This is a genomic window from Bacillus sp. FSL K6-1560 (genome assembly GCF_038592935.1).
In the GTDB taxonomy this organism is placed as follows: domain Bacteria; phylum Bacillota; class Bacilli; order Bacillales; family Bacillaceae; genus Bacillus; species Bacillus subtilis.
The window spans coordinates 3,219,062-3,243,028 of record NZ_CP151946.1 but is presented as its reverse complement, the minus strand read 5'-3'; the positions used below and the strand labels follow the sequence as shown (position 1 = coordinate 3,243,028).

Genomic DNA, 23,967 nt, shown 5'->3' with positions numbered 1-23,967 from the left:
AGGTTGTCTTAGATGGCTACAGGCAAAGAAAAAAATGCAAAAAACCCTATGTCATTGCTGATTGTGCTAATGGCGGGTTTATTTTTGGCAATTCTAAACCAAACACTGCTTAATGTTGCAATGCCGCACTTAATGACTGAATTTGGCGTAAGTGCAACGACGATTCAGTGGCTGACAACAGGTTACATGCTTGTTAACGGTGTATTGATTCCGTTATCTGCTTTCCTGATTACACGATTTGGCCAGCGGAGTCTCTTTCTCGTCGCGATGTTTTGTTTTACGCTCGGTACGTTAGTCTGCGGTATCGCACCTAACTTCTCTACAATGCTGATCGGCCGTTTGATTCAGGCCGTGGGCGGAGGTATCTTGCAGCCGCTCGTTATGACAACCATTCTGTTAATTTTCCCGCCTGAAAGCAGGGGGAAAGGAATGGGGATTTTCGGGCTAGCGATGATGTTTGCTCCAGCGGTCGGCCCGACTCTTTCCGGGTGGATTATTGAGCATTATACATGGCGCATTATGTTTTACGGACTTGTGCCGATCGGCGCAATTGTTATCATTGTGGCTTTCTTCATCTTTAAAAATATGGTGGAGCCGCAAAAAATCAAACTCGATACTCTTGGCGCAATCCTCTCGATTGTCGGATTCGCCTCCTTATTATACGGAGTCAGTGAAGCCGGGTCTGACGGCTGGACCGACCCGATTGTATTGTCTACAGTTATTATCGGAGCCATTGCAATTGTTGCTTTTGTTGTTCAGCAATTGCGTCATGATGATCCGATGCTTGATTTCAGAGTGTTTAAATATGACATTTTCTCACTCTCGAGTGTCATTAATATCATTATAACAGTGGCACTTTACACTGGTATGTTCCTTTTACCGATCTATCTGCAAAACCTGGTCGGCTTTACGGCGCTTCAATCCGGTCTGCTTCTGCTTCCGGGTGCGATCGTTATGCTGATTATGTCACCGATCTCAGGTATTTTGTTCGATAAATTCGGACCGAGACCGCTTGCGATTATCGGGCTTCTCGTGACAGTGGTAACAACCTATCAATACACGCAATTGACAATTGATACACCATATACACACATCATGCTGATCTATTCAATTCGTGCATTTGGTATGTCTCTCTTAATGATGCCAGTCATGACAGCCGGGATGAACCAGCTTCCTGCCCGTCTGAACAGCCACGGAACGGCGATGAGCAACACGCTTCGCCAAATCAGCGGATCAATCGGAACAAGTTTAATTACGACGATTTATACAAACCGGACGACATTCCATTATTCACAAATTGCAGATAAAACAAGCACGGCGGACCCGAACTTCCTCCATGCGTTCCAAAATGCAGTTTCGAATTTAATGGTGAATATGAATGTGTCTTATGATACGGCGAAAACATATGTGTACTCACATATTTATAAACACGCGTCACTCGATTCCAATGTCATGGGGATAAATGATGCCTTTATGTGGGCAACCTTATTCTGTGTAGCAGGTTTGATTTTAAGTATCTTCCTGCGTGACGTCAGAAAAGATAAATTGCGTAAGAAGAAAAAAGAGGAGCTTTCATTACTTCCTGCTCCAAAAGAAGCTAAGGAATCTTAATCTGTACAGGGAGGTTTCCTGAATGAAAATTTATGTAGTGTATGATAGTGAAGGCGAACATACTAAAGTGCTTGCAGAAGCGATTGCTGAAGGCGCGAGAGAAAACGACGCGGCTGAAGTGTTCATCGACCATGTAGATCAGGCTGATATCCGCAAGCTTAAAGATATGGATGCGATTATTTGGGGATGCCCAGGGCATTTCGGAACAATCAGCTCCGGTCTTAAAACTTGGATCGACAGACTTGGCTACTTGTGGGCTGAAGGCGAGCTGATCAACAAAGTCGGTGCTGTCTTCTGCACAACGGCAACAACACACGGCGGCTTGGAAATGACAATGCACAATTTAATCACGCCGATGTTCCACCAAGGCATGATCGTTGTCGGACTGCCTGGCAACGTGCCTGAAAACGCACTTTATGGCTCTTATTACGGAGCAGGTGTCACTTGTCCGGTAGACAGTGATGAGTTAATGTCTGAGGAAGGTATTCAGCTTGGACGCGCGTTGGGAAGACGTGTCAGCCAAGTCACAGGAAACCTAACAGCAGGACAGTAAGGAGAGGTTGAAATGGCCATTATTATAGCAATTATTGCTGCTGTCATTGTCATTGCGGCCCTTATTACATTTAATGTCCGCAGCGCCTCACCTGGACCTGAGAAGCAAGACGCAACTGATAGAATCGCACCTCCAGAAGAGGAAAAAAACGAAGCGCATTACCCTGCTGAAGCAAGGGCTGCCGAGCATACGCCATCCGTTGTCAAAAACGATTCCCCAAAAGAGAAGCGTGACACAATGGGTGATGATATTTACAGGCAAGCGCTGCAAAAGTTTAAGCATTCTGATGAAGTTCATGCAGAAGAAGAGGTCACTGAGGAAAGTGACAAAATGCAGGACCGCAGCTATCGTGATGCGCTGCTCTCTATGAAAAATAAGAAAAAGTAATGAAAAAGGCAAATCCGTTTACTCATGCGGGTTTGCCTTTTTTGCTGTTTCCATCAATTATGTTTTTATCAAATAAATCCATGGAATATGTTGTATTCCACCTTGATCTAGTGTACTATGTTACTCATACACCGAGGATTTTTTCCGGGAGGTAAAGACATGAATTCTTTTTTAGGTTTATTAAAGAAAGATATCAAGCTTTCAAGAATGTGGCTGCTAGTATGGATATGCGGAATCATTTTCTTATTGGGAACAGGCCATATTATAGCTTCTCGCACGAAAGAACCTCTAGTCATTTTTGGTTTTTTTGTTGCAGTTGCTTTTTTTCTGCTTTTCTTATCTCCTGTTTTTGTGTTTTATCACCTTCGCAAGGAAGGGAAATCACAGCTTTGGCTGTACAATCCAAATGGCGGCTTATGGCTGTTTTCTTCTAAATTGGCAGCATCTTTGCTCTATCAATTTGTGATTCAGTTGGCATTAACAGCCTATGGCATATGGATGTATCATATGCTCTCTGTAAAAAATCTGCTGGAGCATCAAGTTGATATAACGAGTACAGTGGCTTTGCTGAATATGTATGGGCTTATTTCTTCGTTAGATATGTCAGTAACAGTCATTGTATTTTGGACTGTTTTTCACTCTCTCAGAAATTGGCGCGGAATGCGGTGGGCTGCGATGGTTCTGTTGGTTGCAGTGTGGTTATTCTTCGATGAATACATCATAAGCCCTTTGGTTGAATCTCAAAAGCATTTCTGGCCTGTAACAGTCTATTGCAATTTTGATTTCCACTTCCACAATGTTTGGAGATTGGAACTAAAACCTATCCATCTGTCTGTGCTAGGGTTTCCTATTGCTATAGTCATCACGTTCTTGCTGCTCATCATGGCTTCAAAACTGCTTGATCGTAAAGTAGAGGTGTAAATATGGACAATCAATTCCAATCCTCGAAACCGATTTATCTGCAGATCGCTGATCAGATCTTTTATAGGCTGGTCAGGAAGGAGCTGCTCCCAGGAGACAAGCTTCCTTCAGTAAGAGAAATGGCGATTCAAACTAAGGTAAATCCCAATACAATTCAAAGAACGTACAGTGAGATGGAAAGGCTGGGTATTGTGGAGACAAGAAGAGGTCAAGGGACGTTTATTGCGGAAAAAGCAGAAATCGTAGACGAGCTGAAAGACAAGCTGACACGAGAGGTGCTGGAAGGCTTTGTCAAGCAAATGAAAGAGCTAGGGCTAACGAAAGAGGAAATGTTAGAAGGGATTAAAACATTCACAGAGGGAGGCTAAAATGGAAATCAAGCTAGAACATGTATCAAAAAAATACGGCCGCCATACGGCCGTCAATGATGTGTCAATCACCCTATCATCCGGACGGATTTATGGCCTGATCGGACCGAACGGCAGCGGCAAGTCAACGACCCTGAAAATGATGGCTGGCCTTCTGTTTCCGACTTCAGGATTTGTGAAAGTTGATGAAGAGCAGGTTACGAGAGAAATGGTGCGTCAAACGGCTTATCTTACTGAGCTTGATATGTTTTATCCGCATTTCACTGTTAAAGATATGGTGAATTTTTATCAGTCGCAGTTTCCTGATTTTCAAACAGAACAGGCTTATAAGCTATTGAATGAGATGCAGCTGAATCCGGAAAAAAAGATCAAAAAGCTATCAAAAGGAAATCGGGGCCGGCTGAAAATCGTTCTTGCTTTAGCGAGACGGGCAGACGTCATCTTGCTTGATGAACCTTTTTCCGGGCTTGATCCGATGGTCAGGGATTCCATCGTAAACAGCCTTGTGTCGTACATTGATTTTGAGCAGCAGATTGTCGTGATCGCGACACATGAAATTGATGAAATTGAGACTTTGTTAGACGAAGTAATCATCCTCGCCAATGGAGAAAAAGTTGCGCAGCGTGAAGTAGAAGATATTCGTGAACAGGAAGGCATGTCTGTGTTGCAATGGTTTAAATCAAAAATGGAAGTTTGCTAGAAAGAGGAGGAATATGATGAAAACAGTGTTGGAATTGAAAAACGTGACTAAAAACATCAGAGGCCGAACGATCATTGATGATCTCAGTTTTACGATTCGTGAAGGCGAGGTATTCGGTTTTTTGGGACCAAACGGAGCGGGGAAAACGACAACCATCCGGATGATGGTGGGGTTAATGAAGCTGTCGAAAGGTGATGTCCTCATTTGCGGCCAATCAATTACGAAAGAATATGGCAAGGCGATTAAGCATATTGGAGCGATCGTTGAGAATCCCGAGCTGTATAAATTTTTGAGCGGATATAAAAATCTCCAGCAATACGCAAGGATGGTCAAGGGTGTCACGAAGGAAAAAATTGATGAAGTTGTTGAACTGGTCGGTTTAACAGACAGAATCCACGACAAGGTGAAAACATATTCTCTGGGGATGAGACAGCGTCTTGGCTTGGCACAATGCCTTCTGCACGATCCGAAAGTGCTGATTTTGGATGAACCGACAAACGGCCTTGATCCGGCGGGGATCAGAGAAATCAGAGATCATTTAAAGAAGCTGACCCGAGAAAGAGGAATGGCTGTCATCGTTTCAAGCCACCTGCTGTCAGAAATGGAACTGATGTGTGATCGAATTGCGATTCTGCAAAAAGGAAAGCTGATCGATATTCAAAATGTAAAAGATGAAAACATTGATGAGAACGATACATATTTCTTCCAGGTTGAGCAGCCGAATGAAGCCGCTGCTGTTTTAAATCAGTACGATTTGCTGAGTAAGACAAATGGTGTAGAAATCAAACTGGCTAAAGACGAAGTCCCTGCGGTTATTGAATTGCTGGTGATGCAGCAAATCCGTATTTATGAGGTCAAGGTCATAACAAAATCATTAGAGGACCGTTTCTTAGAAATGACAGGTGAAACAAAAGAGGAGGTTCAACATGCTTAATTTGATTTATAATGAGTGGCTCAAAATTTTCAGCCGTGCCGGAACATGGGTGATGATCGGAATTCTGGGGCTGACAATGGTTGGATTTGCATTTTTGGCGAATCATTTTTCTGCTGGTGAATCAAATTCCCATTGGAAACAAGAACTTCAAGCACAAAACGCCGAATTAAAGAAAGAAATCAAAGAAGATCCTTCACTGAAAGATGGGTATAAAGAAACAATCACACTCAACGACTATCGCATCGAGCATAATATCCCTAGTGACACGGGCTATACGGTATGGTCTTATGTAACGGATTCAGCAAACTTTACAATCCTTACCGGTCTGTTTACTATTATCATCGCGGCCGGAATTGTCGCGAACGAATTTAATTGGGGAACGATTAAGCTATTAATGATTCGGCCGCTCAGTCGTTTTCAAATTTTGATGTCCAAATATATTACAGTTCTCCTGTTTGGGCTCCTGTTGCTGTTGATTTTATTTATCGGTTCTACTTTATTAGGGTTGATCTTCTTCGGAACGGGTGGTGAAACCGCCGCGAATATTCATTTAATCTATAAGGATGGCCATGTCATTGAGCAAAACATGATGGGGCATTTGGCCACAACGTATCTTTCTGAATCCGTCTCGGCTTTAATGGTGGCGACGATGGCGTTTATGCTGTCTGCGGTATTCAGAAACAGCTCTCTTGCGGTTGGTTTTTCCATCTTCTTGTTGGTTGCCGGTACGACTGCAACTGCATTTATTGCAGCGAAATTTGACTGGGCAAAGTATATATTGTTTGCTAATGTCGACTTGACTCAGTATGTGGATGGCACACCGTTAATAAAAGGGATGACTATGACGTTTTCTCTCGTCATGCTGGCGATCTACTTTATCATCTTCCTGTTGCTTGCTTTCGGAATCTTCATGAAGCGGGATATTGCAAACTAATAAATAAAGCTGTTTTGCTTATGCAAAACAGCTTTTTTGTCAAAATAAAAACTGCAGGTTTGCACCTGCAGTTTTTCATATCAATTTATGCTTACGCTTCTTTAGTAACGTTAGCAGCTTGTGGTCCGCGGTTTCCTTCAACGATTTCAAAAGAAACAGCTTGGCCTTCTTCTAAAGTTTTGAAGCCTTCGCCTTGAATAGCAGAGAAATGAACGAATACATCGTCTTGACCTTCTACTTCGATGAATCCGAAACCTTTTTCAGAGTTGAACCATTTTACTTTACCTTCTAACATGAAATTTCCTCCTAAAGCGATCATAACGCTTAAATTCACTATTCTTGCTCTTAACAAACTTTCAAGACGAAAACTCTTACAAAACTTTCTTCTTAAAGATAGTTCGAACAAAAATAATTACCTTTACTCTACCAGTAATCTTCAGAAAAAACAACTGCTTATTGAAACTTTTTTCGGAAAATACCATATTTATTTTTCAATTTGATATTTATTTGCGGTAATTCATCTGCTTTCTCGATATGTGATCATACGTTTGCCTTAGTATTCCTTCATTTTGGGAAGATAAGTAATAGGAATTGACAACCTTATTGGATATGAGTAAGGTAAAAGTTAATCAATATTACAAATGACAACGTTTATCAACTAAGAGAGCGTATGATTTTTATGTCTGATATTGCTTGCATGCTCTAATACATAGATAGGAGTATGGTCACAATGAAAAAGTGGCTTATATGCAGTTTCGTCCTTGTTCTTCTCGTTTCATTTACTGCATGTTCACCGTCTGCAGAACATGAATCGATAAAAATCGGGATTGCTGAGTCTGACGAGGCAATATGGAACTATATTGCTCAAAAGGCTGAAGAGGCAGGGCTGGATATTCAGCTGATCCCTTTTTCTGATTATGCGGAGTCTGATATCGCACTTGCTAACAAAGAAATTGATGCCAACGCCTTTCAAACCATTTCATATTTTCAGTCGTTCACCCAAAAATACAAACTTAATTTGACGCCGCTCGGGACGACATACATAACGCCTATGGGCATTTATTCAAAACGATATGACCGAATCCAAGATATACCGCGAGGAGCTGTCGTTTCTGTTCCGGATAGAGCGTTCGATTTTGGCAGGGCGCTTACGGTGCTCCAGGAAGCGGGTTTGCTAACGCTGAAAAACGGATTTAACGGAACAGGTTCAGTTGATATGATTAAAGATAATCCGAGACACCTGAAATTAAAAGCTGTCCGGCAACAGGATGCAGTGAGCGGTGCCGACGTGTTTGTCATGAAACCATCAGAAGCAAAAAAAGCGGGCCTGAACCCGAAAAAGCATACGCTAAAGAGCGGCGGACTCATGTCTGGGGAAGAGATGAATTTGATTGTTGTCAGAGCGGAGGATCAAGATCGGGAAGCGCTGCAAACCATTCTTGAGCTTTATCAAGCTGATGATACAGCGGCATTTATAGAAAAAGAATATCAGGGAGATCTTGTCCCGGCTTTTCTGCCTTTGAAACGTCTTTCAGATTGGAAGAATGAATTCGAACATTGAATTCATTCTTTTTTTTCTGAAAAACACACTCTGTTCCGTCCCGTTTCTTTGGCTTTGTAAAGCATTTGATCGGCAAGAATGGGCAAGGATCCTGGCTGTTCCGTATTATTGGGGTAATGAGCGGCCCCTAGTGATATCGTAACTGAAAGTTCTTCGCCGTTTGTTAATACAATCGGTACATCGCTTACAGTGCTCCTGATCCGTTCAGCGATCCGGGCTGCTTTATCAAGAGAACAGTTCGGCAGGAGAACGGCAAATTCTTCACCGCCGATCCGAGCGGCAGGATCTGTATTTCGGATGCTCTGCTTCAGACGTAACCCCAGCTCTTTGAGCACCTGATCTCCTTCATGATGGCCATATTGGTCATTGATGGTCTTAAAATGATCGATATCCATATAAATCAGTGCAAATTGAAAATGCGGGGTATCGGCCGCCTGCTGATACAGAGCTTTTGTGGTTTCTTCAAACTTTCTTCGGTTATACACGCCTGTTAAAAAGTCAAAGTGCGCCTGAAACTTATATTGTTTAAAAAGAAGATGTGCATTTGTTTCATGATCAATAATATATAAACTGAGCATGCCGCCCGCTATTGATATGATCCAAAAATACAAATGAAGTTCGTATGAATGTAAATCTATAAGAAAATAAAAGGAAAAGGAGATCAAGCTATTTGTGATTATTAAAAGATAGAAAGCATGTTTTAGTTGAACTTTTTTTCTTCTAGAAACAATGAGTGACGGAATGGCAGCGATACAAATGATAATAACCGAGTATAGTGCAGATGTGTTCATCGTAATCAGCAAGCGGCCTGCAGTGATCATGGCCAGGGCCGTTGCCGTTGAAACCCAGCCTCCATAAAGAGCGGCAATCATAATAGGGATATTTCGAAGATCAATAATTGAATGCTGATAGGTAAATCCAAAAACCATCAGAATAACCCCGAGCAAACCGCAGGCCAGTCCTTTAACAGCTTGAAAGGATATGCTGTCTTTTTTATGTACTAGCCTTTCTTTAAACAGGTGGGTGAAGAGATAATTAAATGTGATTAAAATGGTCAAATTTACAAACAGTTCTTTCAGCAAATATTATCACCCTTATATAAGGTACTAAAGATGGAAGGGAAAGAAAAGAACAAAAAAGGCATTATATAAGGTTTTTTTACTTGAATTGACAAGTTAAAATAATTCGCACTTGACCCATCGGAATTAGTGTAATATAGTAAATGAGAAAATTTGAAGGGAGAGTTTACCTGCTTTGGAGACTTTACTGGTTGTATTACATGTATTTATTTTATTTTTACTTATCTTAGGGCTCTTTGTTATGCAGAAAAAACATGTTTCCTTCTCTAAACGTGTATTTACTGCGCTGGGGCTGGGGATTGTATTCGGATTTGCGCTTCAGCTGATTTACGGCCCGACTTCAAATATAGTCATTCAAACAGCCGACTGGTTTAATATTGTCGGGGGCGGATATGTCAAATTGCTTCAGATGGTTGTCATGCCGCTCGTCTTTATTTCGATTCTCGGCGCATTTACAAAGCTGAAGCTGACAAAAAATCTTGGAAAAATCAGTGGTTTGATTATCGGGATTTTAGTAGCAACAACAGCTGTTGCTGCAGCTGTCGGTATCGCGTCCGCGCTTTCATTTGATCTGCAGGCGATTCAGGTTGACCAAGGAAGTACAGAGCTTTCACGGGGACAGGAGCTTCAGCAGAAATCAGAGGATATGACAGCGAAAACGCTGCCGCAGCAGATTGTTGAACTGCTGCCTGGAAACCCGTTTTTAGATTTCACGGGAGCTAGACCGACTTCAACGATCGCTGTCGTTATTTTTGCCGCTTTCCTTGGAGTGGCATTCCTCGGCGTAAAACACAAACAGCCGGAACAGGCAGAAACATTTAAAAAACTGGTTGATGCCGTTTATGCCATTGTTATGCGTGTTGTCACACTCATTTTGAGACTGACGCCTTATGGGGTGCTGGCCATCATGACAAAAACAATTGCCACGAGTGATCTTGACAGCATTCTAAAACTGGGCATGTTCGTGATTGCTTCATATGCCGCGTTAATCACTATGTTTATCATTCATTTGCTGCTGCTGACGTTCAGCGGCTTGAATCCGGTGATTTATTTGAAAAAAGCGGTGCCTGTACTTGTATTTGCATTTACGTCAAGGTCTAGCGCAGGTGCTTTACCGCTGAATATTAAAACACAGAGAAGCATGGGTGTACCGGAGGGAATCGCAAACTTTGCCGGTTCATTTGGTCTTTCGATCGGCCAAAATGGATGTGCCGGCATTTATCCTGCGATGCTGGCGATGATGATTGCTCCGACTGTCGGCCAAAATCCATTTGACCCGGTGTTTATTATCACTGTTATCGCAGTCGTTGCCATCAGCTCCTTCGGTGTTGCCGGAGTCGGCGGCGGAGCGACATTCGCGGCGCTTCTTGTTTTATCATCATTAAACATGCCTGTCGCGCTCGCAGGTTTATTAATCTCAATTGAACCGTTAATCGACATGGGGCGTACTGCTTTGAATGTCAGCGGAAGCATGACATCCGGTCTTATTACAAGTAAGGTCACAAAGGAAATTGATCAAGGGGCATTTCATGATCAATCCAGAGTGATTGAAGCTGAAGAAGCGTAACATATGAAAACGTGTAATCCGACAGGATTACACGTTAATAAGACCCATGAACCTTGTAATATAAAGGTTTCATGGGTTTCTTTTTCTCATTTTTGGGGAAGATCAGCCGGCATTGCTGATCAATGGATTGATTTAATTGAAATGAAAATTGCTTTTTTAACGAGTATTCATGGTATCTTGGAAGACGCTAACTAATCTGAGGCACACATAAAAGATTCCTGCTAGAAGATGAGTATCCAAATCTAATTCAATCGTGCTTCATTGAATTAAAAAAGTTCATAATGAACCTCTTCGCATTATTTTTCTATTAACATTGAATACTTTCGATACACTTTATAGAAACTGGCCGCAAATAAAACAACCATAAGGGCGGGAAGCGACCTCAAAAGAGCAAATGGAGTTTCAAATAAAAATGCTTTCCAAAACCATTCACCTTTCATACTCCAAAGACCTTCAGTTAAATATAAACCTGAATCCTTATAGATCATATAAGAAAAAAACAAACACATGAAACCTAAACCAGAAGAATAATTCATCAATCTTTTATAATAATTACTCTTTGATTGGCGATCCGAGAAGATTTCATTTTGACCATCATCTTCTTTTTGCCAATATCGAATCCCACTAAGCCAAGGGCCATTTATATAATTCCAACCGAAGTCTTCATATATCCCTTTGTAATCTTGGAACTTTTTCTTTGGTAAAATATCTTGGTAATCCAGTCTGATCACATATCTCTTGTCGGTTTTTACGAAAGTGTATATTCCTAATCCACTAATATTTGTACAACGATAGCCTTTTTGTAATTGCTCGTTCAGCCATTGTTCCTCTTTTTCAATATCAAAAAACATCTTAAATTTCTTCATTCGATTCACTTCCTTCGTACAAGGATAAAATATGCAATAACCTATCTTGTTCCATTTTTAAAATGGCGCTTCCTTCTTCAGTTATCATGTAAACTTTTCTCCGGCCTGACTCTCCAACAGGTTCAATCCAACCATGCTTATTCAAGTTTTCAATTGCACCGTATAATGTACCCGCTGCTAAAATAACAGTACCGTTACTTATCTTTTCTATCTTCTGCATTACGGCATAGCCATGGAGCGGCTCACGCAGAGCTAATAAAATATAATGCATGGTTTCAGACAATGGTAATAATTTGTGTTTCATATCTGCACCCTCTATTCAGTTCGACTATATAGTTCAACTTAATAATAATGTAATACAGTTCAACTGAATAGTCAACAGTATTTTCCAACGCTCGAGTAAATTCTAAATGTTGAGTGTTGAAGCAAGAAACAAAATGAATAGTGTTCTGTCCTTTTCAGCTTGATGAGGGAGCTAATAATGAATCGATAAAGATTGCTTCGGATAGAGTGGCAGCATAAACAAAAAAATCCTTCAAACGTTCTCATTGAACGAAAGAAGGATTTTTTTAGCTCATCAATTGCACTCAAAAACAGGCGGGGAAATATAGAAAATTTAAAAGAAAAAACCACCTTAAAGGGCAATATAATTAACTATTTGAGCCCTTATGCAATCTGACAGGTTACACGTTTTTTTAACGGCCGGGTTCTAAGTCCTCCAACATTTCCATCATCGTGTTGTCGTCCATGACATTCATTGCGCTTTGTTCAAAATGGATGGGTTCAGCATAATGCGGCTGTCTTTTTTTCGCGGCTGTCTCAGTTTGCCTAGTTTGAGACTGTGTATGCTGATGCTGTGGTTGCTGCTGTCCTGCGTGCTGGTGCTGACGGCCATTTTGCCGCTGGCTTTGATGCTGCGAACGGTCCTGGTTATCACCGCTGCCGCCGCCAAATGCTTGTTTGACTATGTTTCCTACATTAGAAGCATCAAACGTGTTATTTTCTGAATTTCGTCTGTTCATTTGTCCTGTGATAAACCCGCTGATTCTGTGGCGGATCTGAGGTGATAATGCAGCAATAAGCATAGTTGATCCTATGATCAATGCTGCGGTGCTGATTCCTCTTCGCTGGTTGAACAACATGATCCCTCCTTTGCAGTGTATTCATATTTTCCCCCTCATTAGACAAATTAACCGTTATATTTCCCGGGAAAGCATTTCCTCCAGATTTGCATGCATAATTAAAGCCAGTTAGAAAAACCTATACGTAAAGTGATAAAGGAGGAATTCACATGCTTGGAAAAAAACAAGTTCTTGCGTCTGTGCTTCTTATCCCTTTGCTTATGACTGGCTGCGGTGTGGCCGACCAAGGTGAGGGCAGACGTGATAATAATGATGTAAGAAATGTAAATTATCGAAATCCGGCCAATGACGATATGCGCAATGTAAACAACCGGGATAATGTTGACAACAATGTTACTGATAATGTCAATAACAATAACAATCGTGTAAATGACGATAATAACAACGACCGGAAACTCGAGGTTGCTGATGAAGCAGCTGATAAAGTAACAGACCTAAAAGAAGTAAAACATGCCGATGTCATTGTTGCTGGAAATCAAGCTTACGTTGCAGTCGTTTTAACTAATGGAAATAAAGGTGCAGTAGAAGACAATTTGAAGAAAAAAATAGCCAAAAAGGTAAGATCTACTGACAAAAACATTGATAATGTTTACGTTTCAGCTAACCCTGATTTTGTAGAGCGTATGCAAGGATATGGAAAGCGCATTCAAAATGGTGACCCAATCGCCGGATTATTTGATGAATTTACACAAACTGTACAGCGCGTATTCCCTAACGCTGAATAAATAAAAAAAGCCGCACAATTTGTGCGGCTTTTTCTTTGCGTTAATGACACACTGCGAACTCAGGCTGCATAGAGTAAAAATAAAAAGGTACAAGACGGACCGGCTCAGGGAGGGAGACGTTTGCGGGATGGCATAGGAAAGCGTGCGGCATCCGCTCTATTCCTGTGCGGAGTCCTTGTGATGCTGGCTGTAAGCTCAGCCATCGTATCAAGCGCGATGTATATCCTGTCTTTTCCAGGTCAGGCATCTGGAATAACAAAAGACCAAGTGACGAAGCACATGAAGAAAGAGTCATTCAAACAGGCCGATATTTATTACACTTCTAAGGAAAAGCCCCTACTGCCATTGACGAAAAAAACGCTTGAATATGCGGTCAGTATTAATCAGATTATGATTGGATATTCGAATCAAAAGCCTATTGACATTATTTTTTTTCCTAATGAAAAACAGATGGAGGCTTACTCCGGTTTATTGGATGTAGTTGGTTTTTATTCTGAACGGGAGCAGCTGATCGGATTGTTGCCTGAAGAGAAAAAGAAACTGTTAGAAGGGGACGAGGTAGCGGTTTATTTGTACCAGAGATTGTTGATTCATGAATACTCGCACCATGCGTTTCATCAGAAATTGAAGGAGCTTGAGACGGATCCCGATGAGTTTCCGTTATGGTTTCATGAAGGGTTAAGTGAGTGGATTGCGAACTATGAATTGCTCATAGACCCGATCACGTTTTCTGTCGTGCCCTTTGACCGTTTGCAGACTGATCGAGACTGGCAGGAAGCCAGAGCCGAATATGACACTGATGTCTATTTGCAAAGCTTTTATATGATCGATGAGCTGACCGGCAAATACGGGAAAGACATTATTTCAGAAATGATTAAGGAAACAGCAAAAAAAGGGGACTTTGAAAAAGGGTTTAAATCAGCAACAAAGGAAAGTCTTGATCAATTTGAAAAAGATTTTAAGAAAAAATTCGAAAAAAACAGTGCGGCATTGGATAGTATCTATCCAATGCCTTTGTTATTAGTGAAGTCCTTGCTGACCCATTCCGCCTTGTGTCGGAGGTATTTGTCCTTGGGCAGGGGCGAATGAATTTCTCAGCTGTTCCATATCCTGCGCATCAAGCTGAGGAACCTGGTAATAGCCGTGTTTGTTTTGGTATAGGAAAATTTCAAATGCCATTTCAACATACTCCTGAATTTGCGCAGACAGTACGCGTCTTACGGCCGGATTTGTCATTTCCAGAGAAGCCATCGTCAGCATAGAAGCTTGTGCTTTAATCGCGCAAAGCATTTGTCGGCTGATGATGCTGTCATCAATATCATTCATGGATTGAACAGGTTTTTTAGGCTGTGACGGCTGCATGCCGTAAACAGTCTGATTGTCTTCCTTCATCATATAAGTTGCTGTTTTTTGTGAAGGTTCGCTTCCTGTTTTGAAGCATTCTGCAGTTATATTGTATTGAGATGTGATGAATTGATGTTGACGATCAAGGATGTTTAATAATTCTTGATCCTTACAGAATTGTCTCAGCATCATAAACTGATCAAGCACAGTAAGTGTTCCGGAAAGCACCTCATGCATATCAAACATTTCATGTCCGCCATGGTTTTTATGCGGTTTGCCAGGAATACCTTTGTTCATTTGGGATTGCTGCTGCTGATTGAACTGATCCAAACCGAATTCCTCCTTTTTTTTCAGATCAGCTGTATTTTGTGTCAGTCTGCCGCTTATTATGCAGAAGCCTGAAAGGAATTATATGCTGTCTGTCGAAATGATAGACAGACAAAGTCATTGTCATTATGTGTATATTAAGGGAGGAAATATGATGAGGCGTATTCTGCATATTGTGTTGATCACGGCATTGATGTTCTTAAATGTAATGTACACGTGCGAAGCTGTAAAAGCAGCTGAACCGCAGCAGCCTATATCAGTTGAGAAGGCAATACAGCAAAAAGAAGGACAGGCGCTTATCGAAGGATATGCAGTCGGCCAGACTGTTTCCCCACTGCATTATAAGCTGACAAGTCCTTTTTCAAATGATTATAATGTCGCGCTGGCAGACCGTAAAAACGAGACATCGCCTGATCACATCCTTCCTGTGCAAATCCCCTCCGCCTTCAGAAGCCAATTTGGGCTGCAAACCAATCCGCTTCTTCTTGGGAAAAAGATAACGGTTCAAGGAAAGCTTGAAAATTACTTTAACACGACAGGACTTAAAAACGTTCAGTCGATGAACGTAACCGATGACACGAAAACTCCGCCGGCTGAACAGCCAGTGACCATAAATGAAGCACGGGGAAGGCTGAATGAAGAAGTAACGATAAAAGGGATCATTACAGCTGATCAAAACGCAATCGGAGGCGGGAAGCTGTCGACCTTTTTGCAAGATGAAACCGGAGGCATTAACATTTATTCGCCATCCCCTGAACAATTTCCCGAATTAAAAGAGGGTATGGATGTCACGGTGACAGGGAAAATCACGTCTTACCAGGGGCTGAAAGAAATCGTTCCAAGCTCATCAGGCATCAAAATCAACCAGTCAAATCAATCCCTCCCCGCCCCCAAACACTTAACAATCAATGAACTTATTAACGGCAGCCTAGGTGATCAGTATGAAGGACGCCTTGTGAAACTAACCGCTTTTGTTTCCTCAATTCCAAGTTCTCCTGCCGGCGGCGGTTACAATGTAACAATGATTGATGACGACCATCATGCAATGACGCTCCGGGTTATGAATGAAACAGGGGTGATAGACGAGCTTGATGAGGGCAAATGGTATGACTTTACCGGTGTGTTAAGCAGATACCAAACCTTTCAGCTGCTTCCGCGAAAATTGGCTGACCTGAAGCTGCTTGAAGAGCAGCCTGCACCTCCGTCTGCGGAGGGAGAATATGAAGGGATTGTTGACCGGGTCGTTGACGGCGATACCATTCATCTCAAATCTCCGGTGCTTGGCACGACAAAAATCCGGTTTGTAAATGTAGATACACCCGAAACATATCACACACCAAAAAATGACGCAGATGAAAATCAATTAAGATTTGGCAAAAAAGCATCTGACTATCTAAAAACGGTTCTGTCCCCAGGTGATAAAATTACTGTCAAGGTCGGAAGTGAAGCCAAGGACAGCTATGGCAGACTTCTCGGACAAGTCATAACCGAATCAGGATCAAACGTGAACTTAGAGCTTGTGAAAAATGGATATGCTCCGACGTATTTTATTTGGCCGGTTGACAATGAAGAGGATTACCAGCAGTTTCAGGCCGCAGTAGCCACTGCAAAAAAAGACCAAAAAGGAATCTGGAATGAAAACGATCCGCTCATGGAAATGCCGTTTGAATTCAGAGCCAGAGAGCAAAGGAAAGGCTTGACAAGATATGTAGGGGATTCGTCGAATAAAACATATGTGCAGCCAGCTGACTGGAAGAAGGTAGCTGTGGAAAACAGAATTTTCTTCGCTTCAGCAAGTGAAGCGGAGAGCGCGGGATATAAAAAAAGGCAAACGGCACCTCAAGAACATGTGCCGCTTAGAATTCTCAGCATGAATGATTTGCATGGCAAAATTGATCAGCAATATGAGCTTGATCTTGATGGAAATGGAACTGTAGACGGCACGTTTGGACGCATGGATTATGCCGCCGCATATTTAAAAGAAAAAAAGGCTGAAAAGAAAAACTCGCTGATTGTGCACGCAGGAGATATGATCGGCGGAAGCTCTCCAGTTTCCTCTCTTCTTCAGGATGAACCGACTGTAGAACTGATGGAGGACATCGGATTTGATGTCGGAACCGTGGGAAACCACGAATTTGATGAAGGCACGGATGAACTGCTGAGGATCTTAAATGGCGGTGATCATCCGAAAGGCACAAGCGGTTATGATGGACAGAACTTTCCCCTTGTATGTGCCAATTGTAAAATGAAATCAACTGGAGAGCCCTTTTTGCCGGCTTATGACATCATAAATGTGGAGGGCGTACCCGTTGCTTTTATCGGAGTTGTCACACAGTCGGCAGCTGGCATGGTTATGCCTGAAGGAATAAAAAATATCAAGTTTACAGATGAAGCAACAGCGGTGAATAAGGCGGCCAAAGAGCTGAAGAAAAAAGGCGTGAAGGCCATCGCGGTTCTCGCACATATGTCAGCTGAACAAAACGGCAACGCCATTACCGGTGAGTCCGCTGATCTTGCAAACAAAACAGATTCTGAAATTGACGTGATTTTTGCCGCGCATAATCATCAGGTTGTTAACGGTGAAGTGAATGGAAAACTGATTGTTCAAGCGTTTGAATATGGAAAAGCGATAGGTGTCGTTGATGTAGAGATCGATAAAACGACAAAAGACATTGTCAAAAAGTCCGCGGAAATCGTATATGTTGATCAAAGTAAAATCGAACCGGATGTCAGCGCGTCAGCCATTTTAAAGAAATACGAAACAATTGCGGAACCGATTATCAGCGAGGTAGTCGGCGAAGCCGCTGTTGATATGGAAGGGGGGTATTCAAATGACGGCGATACACCTCTTGGAAACCTGATTGCGGATGGTATGAGAACTGCCATGAAAACGGATTTTGCCCTTATGAATGGCGGCGGCATACGTGAAGTGTTGAAGAAGGGCCCAATTACGTGGGGAGATCTTTACAATATTCAGCCATTTGGAAATGTGTTAACGAAGCTTGAGATTAAAGGAAAAGATTTAAGAGAGATTATCAATGCTCAAATCTCGCCGGTTTTTGGGCCTGACTACAGCATCAGCGGGTTTACGTATACGTGGGATAAAGAAACCGGAAAAGCAGTTGATATGAAAATGGCAGATGGCACCGAGATCCAGCCCGATGCCACATATACATTGACCGTCAACAACTTTATGGCGACGGCGACAGGAACCAAATATCAGCCAATCGGACTGCTGGGAAAAAATCCGGTGACAGGGCCTGAGGATTTGGAAGCGACAGTTGAGTACGTGAAGAGTTATGATGAGCCAATTGCGTATACAAAAGAGGGAAGAATTAAGCTTGCTGAAGCCAGTGATATTGAAGACCCTGTAACAGAAGACCCTATTACGGAAGAGCCTGGAGATGATCCGGTGACGGAGGATCCGATTAAAGAGGATCCAAGGCCAGGTGAAGATTTGCCTGATATAAAAGAAACTCCGGGAACAGCACCGGTTCATCAGCTGCCGCCTTCAGCCATTTCGAGATTCAATGAAATACCAATCAACAACACAAAAACCGCTGATACTGCTAATAGCATCAGCACATTGCCGTTACGAAACGAGGGCGGGGAAAGCGGGTCTGAGCATCCGCTTCCAGATACATCAGCAAACTACTATAACTTTATCGTAATGGGTGCGGCGGTGACATTGTCAGGAACTTATCTATATGTCAGAAGAAAAAGGAGCGCCTCCAGAACGTGAAAAAAGTTATTCCACTATTCATCATTGCTGCCGGCCTAGTGATCGCAGGCTATGGAGGCTTTAAATTGATCGATACGAATATGAAAACAGAACAGACATTAAAAGAAGCAAAACTGGCGGCTGAAAAGCCGCAGGAACTTTTGGGGACGAAAAATAGCACAGATCAAGCAAAGAACAAAGCATCATTTAAGCCTGAGACCGGCCAAGCGAGCGGCATTTTGGAAATACCGAAAATCAATGCAGAGCTTCCGATCGTGGAGGGCACCGATGCTGATGATTTAGAAAAAGGTGTCGGGCATTACAAGGACAGCTATTATCCTGATGAAAACGGACAAATTGTGCTGTCGGGGCATCGGGATACCGTGTTTCGCCGGACGGGAGAGCTGGAAAAGGGGGATCGGCTCCGCATTCTCCTGTCATATGGAGAATTTACATATGAAATTGTAAAAACAAAAATTGTCGATAAGGATGACACATCTATTATCACGCTCCAGCATGAAAAGGAAGAGCTGATTCTGACGACCTGTTATCCGTTTTCATACGTCGGAAATGCCCCGAAGCGCTATATTATATATGGAAAACGAGTGACTTAAAAAGCCGAGGCAGTGCCTGCGGCTTTTCTTCATGAAAAATATATGCGGCAAAGGTTTTCCATATCAGCAGGGAAAGGGGCTTCAGCAACTATGAGCTCGTCTGTTATCGGGTGAACCGCTTGTACTTTATTGGCGTGCAGTGCCTGCCTGTTTAGCAGCTTGCTCCCGCCTCCGTAAAGCGAGTCTCCTGTCAACGGATGGCCGAGGCTCGCCAGATGAACACGGATTTGGTGTGTTCTGCCTGTTTCCAGCTCTAATTCAACGAGTGACAGCCGTTCTTTCGCATTGCTGGCCATTACCTTGAAATGAGTGACGGCTGTTTGCCCGCCTGGTGAAACCCGGCGTCTTGTCGGGTGTGACCGGTCTCTGCCGATTGGTGAATTAATTGTCCCTTTTTTCGTCCGTAGCTTACCTTCAGCGATGGCGGTATACGTACGCTTCAGCGTCTTTTTCTCTAACTGCTGGTCTAAGATGGCGTGTGCCAAACGATGCTTGGCAAAAACGATAGCGCCAGATGTATCCTGATCAAGACGATGGACGTGGCGCACCTTACATGTTTCGCCATTTATCTGATAATGATAAGCGATCAAATTAGCCAGTGTGCCGGTTTGCCCATCCTCATTCGGATGCGTCGCGATGCCAGCGGGTTTATTGACGATGAGCATATGATTGTCCTCATATAAAATATCAAGCTCGCCATACTCCGGAATGACCGAAGATGCTTCACTTTCCTGAAGATCAATGAACACACGGTCTCCCTTTTTTACAATCATATTGTTTAAGACGGATTCGTGATTGACCTTTATCTGTTGATGGGACATCCAGTCTTGTATCACTGGTTTAGAAGCTTTGAGCGCTGTTTTGAGTACGGAAAACAGCCATTGGCCGTCCTGTTTTTCATTGATGAGGATCTCAAGCCCTCTGCCTTTTTGGTTCATGTTAAATGGCTCCTTTTCGAAGCGGAAGGCTGCTGTTTCTCATAGGAAACACTTACCTTAGCTTTCGCGTTTTTTTCTGTGCTATTCTTGAGTAAGACTTAGGATATTCGATGGCAAGAAAGGTGATTGACGTGAGAATTGTGAACGCAGCAACTGCAGAACAGGAGAGCTTTATCAAGGAGCTGTCTATGGAGCTGATCCATGATGTATTTCCTCTTTATTTCTCCGAACTGGACATTCAGCGCTTTAAAAAGAAAGGCGTTCTGTCTTTAAATAACCATTATTACCAAGGAACATTAAAAGAAGCATTTCAAATTATGGCTTGTCTGCAAATGATACATATTATCCTGACCAAGCCTTCGCCGCACTCTGATTTGAGTGATCAGGCGATTTTTGAAAAAAACAGCAAGATGCTGAATGATTTTGGGATTTATTTTCCGTTTGCTTTTTCTGACTTTCAAAAGAAGACTAACAAAGCCTTTTTCGGTCAAAGAAGGCTGATATAATCATGCGGCAAGGGCTTTTCTATTTTTAGAAAAGCTCTTTTTGTATCAGAGAAATCATATCATAAAACCTTTCCTCTAACTCCCTTTTTAAACGGCTCGTGTCTGAACATACTAATGATTGAAAGGGGTGCTGACAATGAGTTCAGTTAAAGATACAATGACAACGCAGGTGGCAACCGTTTCTCCGAATCAAACGATTCAGGAAGCGGCTTCTCTAATGAAACAGCATAACGTCGGGGCGATCCCCGTTGTAGAGCAAGGTGTTTTAAAAGGAATGCTGACTGACCGTGACATTGCATTAAGAACTACAGCTCAGGGCCGTGATGGCCAGACACCCGTTTCAGAAGTGATGTCAACAGAACTCGTATCAGGAAACCCTAATATGAGTCTGGAAGACGCGTCGCAGCTGATGGCCCAGCACCAAATCCGCCGCCTTCCTATTGTAGATCAAAACAATCTAGTCGGGATCGTTGCGCTTGGAGACCTGGCAGTCAATCAGATGTCGAACGAGTCTGCGGGATCAGCGCTGACAAACATTTCTCACCAAAACATTCATTAATAAGAAAGAGCTTGCAGTGTGCAGGCTCTTTCTTCACATAAAACCTTACTTTTTGAAAGCAGACTTGTTTCGGGGTATAGTTGAGTGTATACATATGTCTCAATTCGGACTAAAGGAGTTGTACCCAGTGATTAAAGCGTTAATTTTTGATTTTGACGGGCTTATTCTAGATACAGAAACACACGAATATGAGGTTCTTCAGGAAATATTTGAAGAGCACGGCTCAGTGCTGCCGCTATCTGTCTGGGGGAAGGTCATCGGAACTGCTGCGGGTTTCCGGCCATTTGACTATTTAGAAGAGCAGATCGGGAAAAAGCTGAACCATGAAGAGCTCACACAATTGAGAAGAGAGCGGTTCGCCAAACGCATGGAAACAGAAAAAGCGAGACCTGGTGTCGAAGCGTATTTGAATGCGGCAAAGGATTTAGGCTTAAAAATAGGCCTTGCCTCCAGCTCTGATTATAAATGGGTTTCCGGCCATTTGAAGCAAATCGGCCTGTTTGATGATTTTGAAGTTATTCAAACGGCTGATGATGTGGAAGAGGTGAAGCCGAATCCTGAACTCTATTTATTGGCGGCAAAGAACCTCGGGGTATCGCCAGCGGAATGTCTCGCGTTTGAGGATTCTGTCAATGGTTCGATTGCTGCGAAACGTGCAGGCATGAAGTGTGTCATTGTCCCGAATAAAGTAACGGGTACCTTGATGTTTGAAGACTATGATCACAGGCTTGAATCAATGGCGGAGATGGAGCTCGCCCTATTGCTTGATCATCTGAACTCACAAAACTAGAAAGGAGCGAGTAGGTTGTCTGAGAAATTAGATTTGACCCGGTTTGAAAAGAAAATGGTGATCCGCAATATCGAAGAGAAAGACATCGACAAGATTATCGATCTTCAAAAGGACTGCTTTCCAGGAATGGAGCCTTGGAAGCGGGAGCATTTAATCAGCCATTTGGAGCATTTTCCAGAAGGGCAGTTTTGTGCAGAATTCGAAGGTGAAATTATCGGTTCGTGCTCAAGTCTCCTGATTAACTTTGATGAATATGATGACCGCCATACGTGGCAGGACATTACAGATGACGGTTATATCACCAACCATAATCCTGACGGCTTGAATATGTATGGAATTGAAGTCATGGTGGACCCGAAGTACAGACGAATGAAGATTGGCCACCGTTTGTACGAGGCGAGAAAGGACTTAGCCAGACGCTTAAACCTGAAAAGCATCATCATAGGCGGACGGATTCCAAACTATCACAAATATGCAGAGGAAATGACAGCGAGAGAGTATGTTGAACAGGTGACACGCCACCAAATTTACGATCCGGTTCTTTCTTTTCAGCTGATGAACGGCTTTACCCTTATGCGAATTAACCCGAACTATCTCCCGGATGATACAGCTTCGATCAAGTATGCGACGCTGATGGAATGGAATAATGTCGATTATCTACCGCAGCAGACAAAACGCTATTATAAATCGGCGTTCCCTGTTAGAATTTGTGTGATTCAATACGAAATGAAGAAAATTTATTCCTTTGAGGAATTTGCGAATCAAGTAGAATACTATGTCGATGTTGCTTCCGACGCAAGATCTGATTTTGCGGTGTTCCCGGAAATTTTTACAACCCAGCTGATGTCCTTCCTTGAGGAACGGTCACCGAGCTTGGCGGTGCAGAGAATTACCGAGTATACAGAAGATTACATCAGCCTGTTTACTGACTTGGCTGTGAAGTATAACGTCAACATTATCGGCGGATCTCATTTCGTCGAAGAGGAAGGCAAGATCTATAATATCGCTTACCTGTTCAGACGGGACGGAACAATCGAAAAGCAATACAAACTCCATATTACGCCGAATGAACGCAAATGGTGGGGGATCAGCGCAGGAGACCAAGTTCGCGTGTTTGATACGGACTGCGGGAAAATCGCGATCCAGATCTGTTATGACATTGAATTTCCTGAGCTTGCCCGGATTGCGGCTGATAAAGGAGCCAAAATCATCTTTACGCCATTTTGTACAGAAGATCGTCAAGGCTATCTGCGTGTCAGATACTGTTCGCAGGCTAGAGCGGTTGAAAATCAAATTTATACGGTTATCTCTGGAACGGTCGGAAACCTTCCGCAAACGGAAAACATGGATATCCAATACGCCCAGTCAGGCATCTTTGCCCCGTCTGATTTTGAATTCGCTCGTGACGGCATTGTCGGCGAAACAAACCCGAATATTGAAATGGTCGTCATCGGCGATGTTGACCTGGAAATTCTCAGAAGACAGCGCCAAAACGGTACAGTGCGCCAGCTAAAAGACAGACGGCGTGATATTTATCATATTCAATATAAAAAATAATTCCCAAAAAACCTGCCTGAATTGGCGGGTTTTTTAAAACAAAAGCGGAATTGTTTAGGTGCTATCTTTAAAATAAAAGTAGGTATAGTGGAGGTGCCTTATAGAGTTTCTGTATTTTCGCCATTTCCTATATCATACAGAAAACGGCTAGGCTTCACATTGCTATTGCAATGGCTGTCCAAGTTGTTTCGAGTGCGACCTTTATCAGTACGATGCTGAGCATTGCCACTTTGCCTGTTTTGCTTTGGAAGCTGCATCCTCTT

General features: G+C 42.7%; 27 protein-coding genes. 20 read left to right on the top strand and 7 right to left on the bottom strand.

Going from position 1 to position 23,967, the window contains the following annotated elements; genetic code table 11:
- Window positions 1–12 precede the first annotated feature (12 nt).
- From NYE22_RS17330 to NYE22_RS17290, 9 genes are read left to right on the top strand one after another with little or no spacing between them, the layout of a single operon-like run.
- The gene (locus tag NYE22_RS17330; protein WP_003233429.1) at window positions 13–1,611 is read left to right on the top strand and encodes an MFS transporter; all 1,599 of its coding nucleotides are present in this window, start codon (window positions 13–15) and stop codon (window positions 1,609–1,611) included.
- 22 nt (window positions 1,612–1,633) lie between these two features.
- Entirely contained in the window at window positions 1,634–2,164 is a 531-nt protein-coding gene (locus NYE22_RS17325; protein WP_003233428.1) for an NAD(P)H-dependent oxidoreductase, read from the top strand.
- 12 nt (window positions 2,165–2,176) lie between these two features.
- Window positions 2,177–2,551 carry a hypothetical protein gene (locus tag NYE22_RS17320; protein ID WP_086343617.1) on the top strand — a complete coding sequence of 125 codons (375 nt, stop codon included), beginning with the start codon at window positions 2,177–2,179 and terminating at the stop codon, window positions 2,549–2,551.
- On the top strand, window positions 2,551–2,706 hold the full coding sequence (locus tag NYE22_RS17315; protein ID WP_003233426.1) for a hypothetical protein: 156 nt from the start codon (window positions 2,551–2,553) through the stop codon (window positions 2,704–2,706). Before NYE22_RS17320 ends, NYE22_RS17315 begins: the two co-directional genes overlap by 1 nt.
- A gap of 4 nt (window positions 2,707–2,710) precedes the next feature.
- Window positions 2,711–3,472, top strand: coding sequence for a hypothetical protein (locus NYE22_RS17310; protein WP_038829220.1), 762 nt, complete (start codon window positions 2,711–2,713; stop codon window positions 3,470–3,472).
- Window positions 3,473–3,474: 2 nt separating this feature from the next.
- Complete coding sequence (locus tag NYE22_RS17305; protein ID WP_003233424.1) at window positions 3,475–3,840, top strand: GntR family transcriptional regulator; 366 nt, start codon at window positions 3,475–3,477, stop codon at window positions 3,838–3,840.
- Between the two features lies 1 nt (window position 3,841).
- Window positions 3,842–4,540 (top strand): ABC transporter ATP-binding protein, encoded by a 699-nt coding sequence (locus NYE22_RS17300; protein WP_015252494.1) that lies wholly within the window; start codon window positions 3,842–3,844, stop codon window positions 4,538–4,540.
- 16 nt (window positions 4,541–4,556) lie between these two features.
- Window positions 4,557–5,474, top strand: coding sequence for an ABC transporter ATP-binding protein (locus NYE22_RS17295; RefSeq protein ID WP_038829223.1), 918 nt, complete (start codon window positions 4,557–4,559; stop codon window positions 5,472–5,474).
- Window positions 5,467–6,408, top strand: a complete 942-nt coding sequence (locus NYE22_RS17290) for an ABC transporter permease (protein ID WP_003233421.1) — start codon at window positions 5,467–5,469, stop codon at window positions 6,406–6,408. The genes NYE22_RS17295 and NYE22_RS17290 overlap by 8 nt, the downstream gene beginning before the upstream one ends.
- 91 nt (window positions 6,409–6,499) lie before the next feature.
- Here NYE22_RS17290 and cspB read toward each other — a convergent pair whose 3' ends face one another.
- Window positions 6,500–6,703 (bottom strand): cold shock-like protein CspB, encoded by a 204-nt coding sequence (cspB, locus tag NYE22_RS17285; protein ID WP_003224086.1) that lies wholly within the window; start codon window positions 6,701–6,703, stop codon window positions 6,500–6,502.
- A 435-nt stretch (window positions 6,704–7,138) separates the two neighbouring features.
- Here cspB and NYE22_RS17280 point away from each other — a divergent pair, with 435 nt between their 5' ends.
- On the top strand, window positions 7,139–7,969 hold the full coding sequence (locus NYE22_RS17280) for a MetQ/NlpA family ABC transporter substrate-binding protein (RefSeq protein WP_342412009.1): 831 nt from the start codon (window positions 7,139–7,141) through the stop codon (window positions 7,967–7,969).
- Between the two features lie 2 nt (window positions 7,970–7,971).
- Here NYE22_RS17280 and dgcK read toward each other — a convergent pair whose 3' ends face one another.
- A complete protein-coding gene (gene dgcK, locus NYE22_RS17275) occupies window positions 7,972–9,051 on the bottom strand; it encodes a diguanylate cyclase DgcK (RefSeq protein WP_342412008.1) in 1,080 nt (359 codons plus the stop codon).
- A 172-nt stretch (window positions 9,052–9,223) separates the two neighbouring features.
- Here dgcK and tcyP point away from each other — a divergent pair, with 172 nt between their 5' ends.
- Together tcyP and NYE22_RS17265 are read left to right on the top strand one after the other, a co-directional pair.
- Window positions 9,224–10,615 carry an L-cystine transporter TcyP gene (gene tcyP / locus NYE22_RS17270; protein ID WP_283934179.1) on the top strand — a complete coding sequence of 464 codons (1,392 nt, stop codon included), beginning with the start codon at window positions 9,224–9,226 and terminating at the stop codon, window positions 10,613–10,615.
- A gap of 3 nt (window positions 10,616–10,618) precedes the next feature.
- Window positions 10,619–10,810 (top strand): hypothetical protein, encoded by a 192-nt coding sequence (locus NYE22_RS17265; protein WP_032725269.1) that lies wholly within the window; start codon window positions 10,619–10,621, stop codon window positions 10,808–10,810.
- Window positions 10,811–10,911: 101 nt separating this feature from the next.
- On the opposite strand, the gene NYE22_RS17260 is transcribed toward NYE22_RS17265, so the two are convergent.
- From NYE22_RS17260 to NYE22_RS17250, 3 genes are all read right to left on the bottom strand, one after another.
- A complete protein-coding gene (locus tag NYE22_RS17260; protein ID WP_032725270.1) occupies window positions 10,912–11,481 on the bottom strand; it encodes a DUF2812 domain-containing protein in 570 nt (189 codons plus the stop codon).
- Window positions 11,468–11,785 (bottom strand): helix-turn-helix transcriptional regulator, encoded by a 318-nt coding sequence (locus tag NYE22_RS17255; protein ID WP_021479686.1) that lies wholly within the window; start codon window positions 11,783–11,785, stop codon window positions 11,468–11,470. Before NYE22_RS17255 ends, NYE22_RS17260 begins: the two co-directional genes overlap by 14 nt.
- A gap of 391 nt (window positions 11,786–12,176) precedes the next feature.
- Window positions 12,177–12,623, bottom strand: coding sequence for a hypothetical protein (locus tag NYE22_RS17250; RefSeq protein ID WP_342412007.1), 447 nt, complete (start codon window positions 12,621–12,623; stop codon window positions 12,177–12,179).
- A 149-nt stretch (window positions 12,624–12,772) separates the two neighbouring features.
- Here NYE22_RS17250 and NYE22_RS17245 point away from each other — a divergent pair, with 149 nt between their 5' ends.
- Together NYE22_RS17245 and NYE22_RS17240 are read left to right on the top strand one after the other, a co-directional pair.
- Window positions 12,773–13,348 carry a YhcN/YlaJ family sporulation lipoprotein gene (locus NYE22_RS17245; protein WP_038829230.1) on the top strand — a complete coding sequence of 192 codons (576 nt, stop codon included), beginning with the start codon at window positions 12,773–12,775 and terminating at the stop codon, window positions 13,346–13,348.
- A 120-nt stretch (window positions 13,349–13,468) separates the two neighbouring features.
- The gene (locus NYE22_RS17240; RefSeq protein WP_342412006.1) at window positions 13,469–14,437 is read left to right on the top strand and encodes a hypothetical protein; all 969 of its coding nucleotides are present in this window, start codon (window positions 13,469–13,471) and stop codon (window positions 14,435–14,437) included.
- Here NYE22_RS17240 and NYE22_RS17235 read toward each other — a convergent pair.
- Window positions 14,369–15,022, bottom strand: coding sequence for a spore coat protein (locus tag NYE22_RS17235; RefSeq protein WP_120027925.1), 654 nt, complete (start codon window positions 15,020–15,022; stop codon window positions 14,369–14,371). The genes NYE22_RS17240 and NYE22_RS17235 overlap by 69 nt on opposite strands.
- Before the next feature lie 82 nt (window positions 15,023–15,104).
- Here NYE22_RS17235 and yhcR point away from each other — a divergent pair, with 82 nt between their 5' ends.
- Window positions 15,105–18,761: an endonuclease YhcR gene (gene yhcR, locus NYE22_RS17230; RefSeq protein WP_161985870.1), complete on the top strand. Its 3,657-nt coding sequence runs from the start codon at window positions 15,105–15,107 to the stop codon at window positions 18,759–18,761.
- Window positions 18,758–19,354, top strand: a complete 597-nt coding sequence (gene srtA, locus NYE22_RS17225) for a sortase SrtA (protein WP_072175840.1) — start codon at window positions 18,758–18,760, stop codon at window positions 19,352–19,354. The genes yhcR and srtA overlap by 4 nt, the downstream gene beginning before the upstream one ends.
- A gap of 29 nt (window positions 19,355–19,383) precedes the next feature.
- Here srtA and NYE22_RS17220 read toward each other — a convergent pair whose 3' ends face one another.
- Window positions 19,384–20,292 (bottom strand): RluA family pseudouridine synthase, encoded by a 909-nt coding sequence (locus NYE22_RS17220; RefSeq protein WP_342412005.1) that lies wholly within the window; start codon window positions 20,290–20,292, stop codon window positions 19,384–19,386.
- A 110-nt stretch (window positions 20,293–20,402) separates the two neighbouring features.
- On the opposite strand from NYE22_RS17220, the gene NYE22_RS17215 reads away from it, so the two are divergent.
- The 4 genes from NYE22_RS17215 to NYE22_RS17200 all read left to right on the top strand — a co-directional run bounded on the left by NYE22_RS17215 (window position 20,403) and on the right by NYE22_RS17200 (window position 23,704).
- Window positions 20,403–20,798, top strand: coding sequence for a YhcU family protein (locus NYE22_RS17215; RefSeq protein WP_003233401.1), 396 nt, complete (start codon window positions 20,403–20,405; stop codon window positions 20,796–20,798).
- A 136-nt stretch (window positions 20,799–20,934) separates the two neighbouring features.
- A complete protein-coding gene (locus NYE22_RS17210) occupies window positions 20,935–21,357 on the top strand; it encodes a CBS domain-containing protein (RefSeq protein WP_003245462.1) in 423 nt (140 codons plus the stop codon).
- A 127-nt stretch (window positions 21,358–21,484) separates the two neighbouring features.
- A complete protein-coding gene (locus tag NYE22_RS17205) occupies window positions 21,485–22,147 on the top strand; it encodes an HAD family hydrolase (RefSeq protein WP_003233396.1) in 663 nt (220 codons plus the stop codon).
- Between the two features lie 15 nt (window positions 22,148–22,162).
- Window positions 22,163–23,704, top strand: coding sequence for a bifunctional GNAT family N-acetyltransferase/carbon-nitrogen hydrolase family protein (locus NYE22_RS17200; protein WP_032725279.1), 1,542 nt, complete (start codon window positions 22,163–22,165; stop codon window positions 23,702–23,704).
- The last annotated feature ends 263 nt before the right edge of the window (window positions 23,705–23,967 follow it).

Coding starts and splice junctions, on each gene's coding strand:
- NYE22_RS17330 (WP_003233429.1), top strand. CDS start 13: ATGGCTACAGGCAAAGAAAAAAATGCAAAAAACCCTATGTCATTGCTG.
- NYE22_RS17325 (WP_003233428.1), top strand. CDS start 1,634: ATGAAAATTTATGTAGTGTATGATAGTGAAGGCGAACATACTAAAGTG.
- NYE22_RS17320 (WP_086343617.1), top strand. CDS start 2,177: ATGGCCATTATTATAGCAATTATTGCTGCTGTCATTGTCATTGCGGCC.
- NYE22_RS17315 (WP_003233426.1), top strand. CDS start 2,551: ATGAAAAAGGCAAATCCGTTTACTCATGCGGGTTTGCCTTTTTTGCTG.
- NYE22_RS17310 (WP_038829220.1), top strand. CDS start 2,711: ATGAATTCTTTTTTAGGTTTATTAAAGAAAGATATCAAGCTTTCAAGA.
- NYE22_RS17305 (WP_003233424.1), top strand. CDS start 3,475: ATGGACAATCAATTCCAATCCTCGAAACCGATTTATCTGCAGATCGCT.
- NYE22_RS17300 (WP_015252494.1), top strand. CDS start 3,842: ATGGAAATCAAGCTAGAACATGTATCAAAAAAATACGGCCGCCATACG.
- NYE22_RS17295 (WP_038829223.1), top strand. CDS start 4,557: ATGAAAACAGTGTTGGAATTGAAAAACGTGACTAAAAACATCAGAGGC.
- NYE22_RS17290 (WP_003233421.1), top strand. CDS start 5,467: ATGCTTAATTTGATTTATAATGAGTGGCTCAAAATTTTCAGCCGTGCC.
- cspB (WP_003224086.1), bottom strand. CDS start 6,703: ATGTTAGAAGGTAAAGTAAAATGGTTCAACTCTGAAAAAGGTTTCGGA.
- NYE22_RS17280 (WP_342412009.1), top strand. CDS start 7,139: ATGAAAAAGTGGCTTATATGCAGTTTCGTCCTTGTTCTTCTCGTTTCA.
- NYE22_RS17265 (WP_032725269.1), top strand. CDS start 10,619: ATGAAAACGTGTAATCCGACAGGATTACACGTTAATAAGACCCATGAA.
- NYE22_RS17260 (WP_032725270.1), bottom strand. CDS start 11,481: ATGAAGAAATTTAAGATGTTTTTTGATATTGAAAAAGAGGAACAATGG.
- NYE22_RS17255 (WP_021479686.1), bottom strand. CDS start 11,785: ATGAAACACAAATTATTACCATTGTCTGAAACCATGCATTATATTTTA.
- NYE22_RS17250 (WP_342412007.1), bottom strand. CDS start 12,623: ATGTTGTTCAACCAGCGAAGAGGAATCAGCACCGCAGCATTGATCATA.
- NYE22_RS17245 (WP_038829230.1), top strand. CDS start 12,773: ATGCTTGGAAAAAAACAAGTTCTTGCGTCTGTGCTTCTTATCCCTTTG.
- yhcR (WP_161985870.1), top strand. CDS start 15,105: ATGCTGTCTGTCGAAATGATAGACAGACAAAGTCATTGTCATTATGTG.
- NYE22_RS17220 (WP_342412005.1), bottom strand. CDS start 20,292: ATGAACCAAAAAGGCAGAGGGCTTGAGATCCTCATCAATGAAAAACAG.
- NYE22_RS17215 (WP_003233401.1), top strand. CDS start 20,403: ATGGCAAGAAAGGTGATTGACGTGAGAATTGTGAACGCAGCAACTGCA.
- NYE22_RS17210 (WP_003245462.1), top strand. CDS start 20,935: ATGAGTTCAGTTAAAGATACAATGACAACGCAGGTGGCAACCGTTTCT.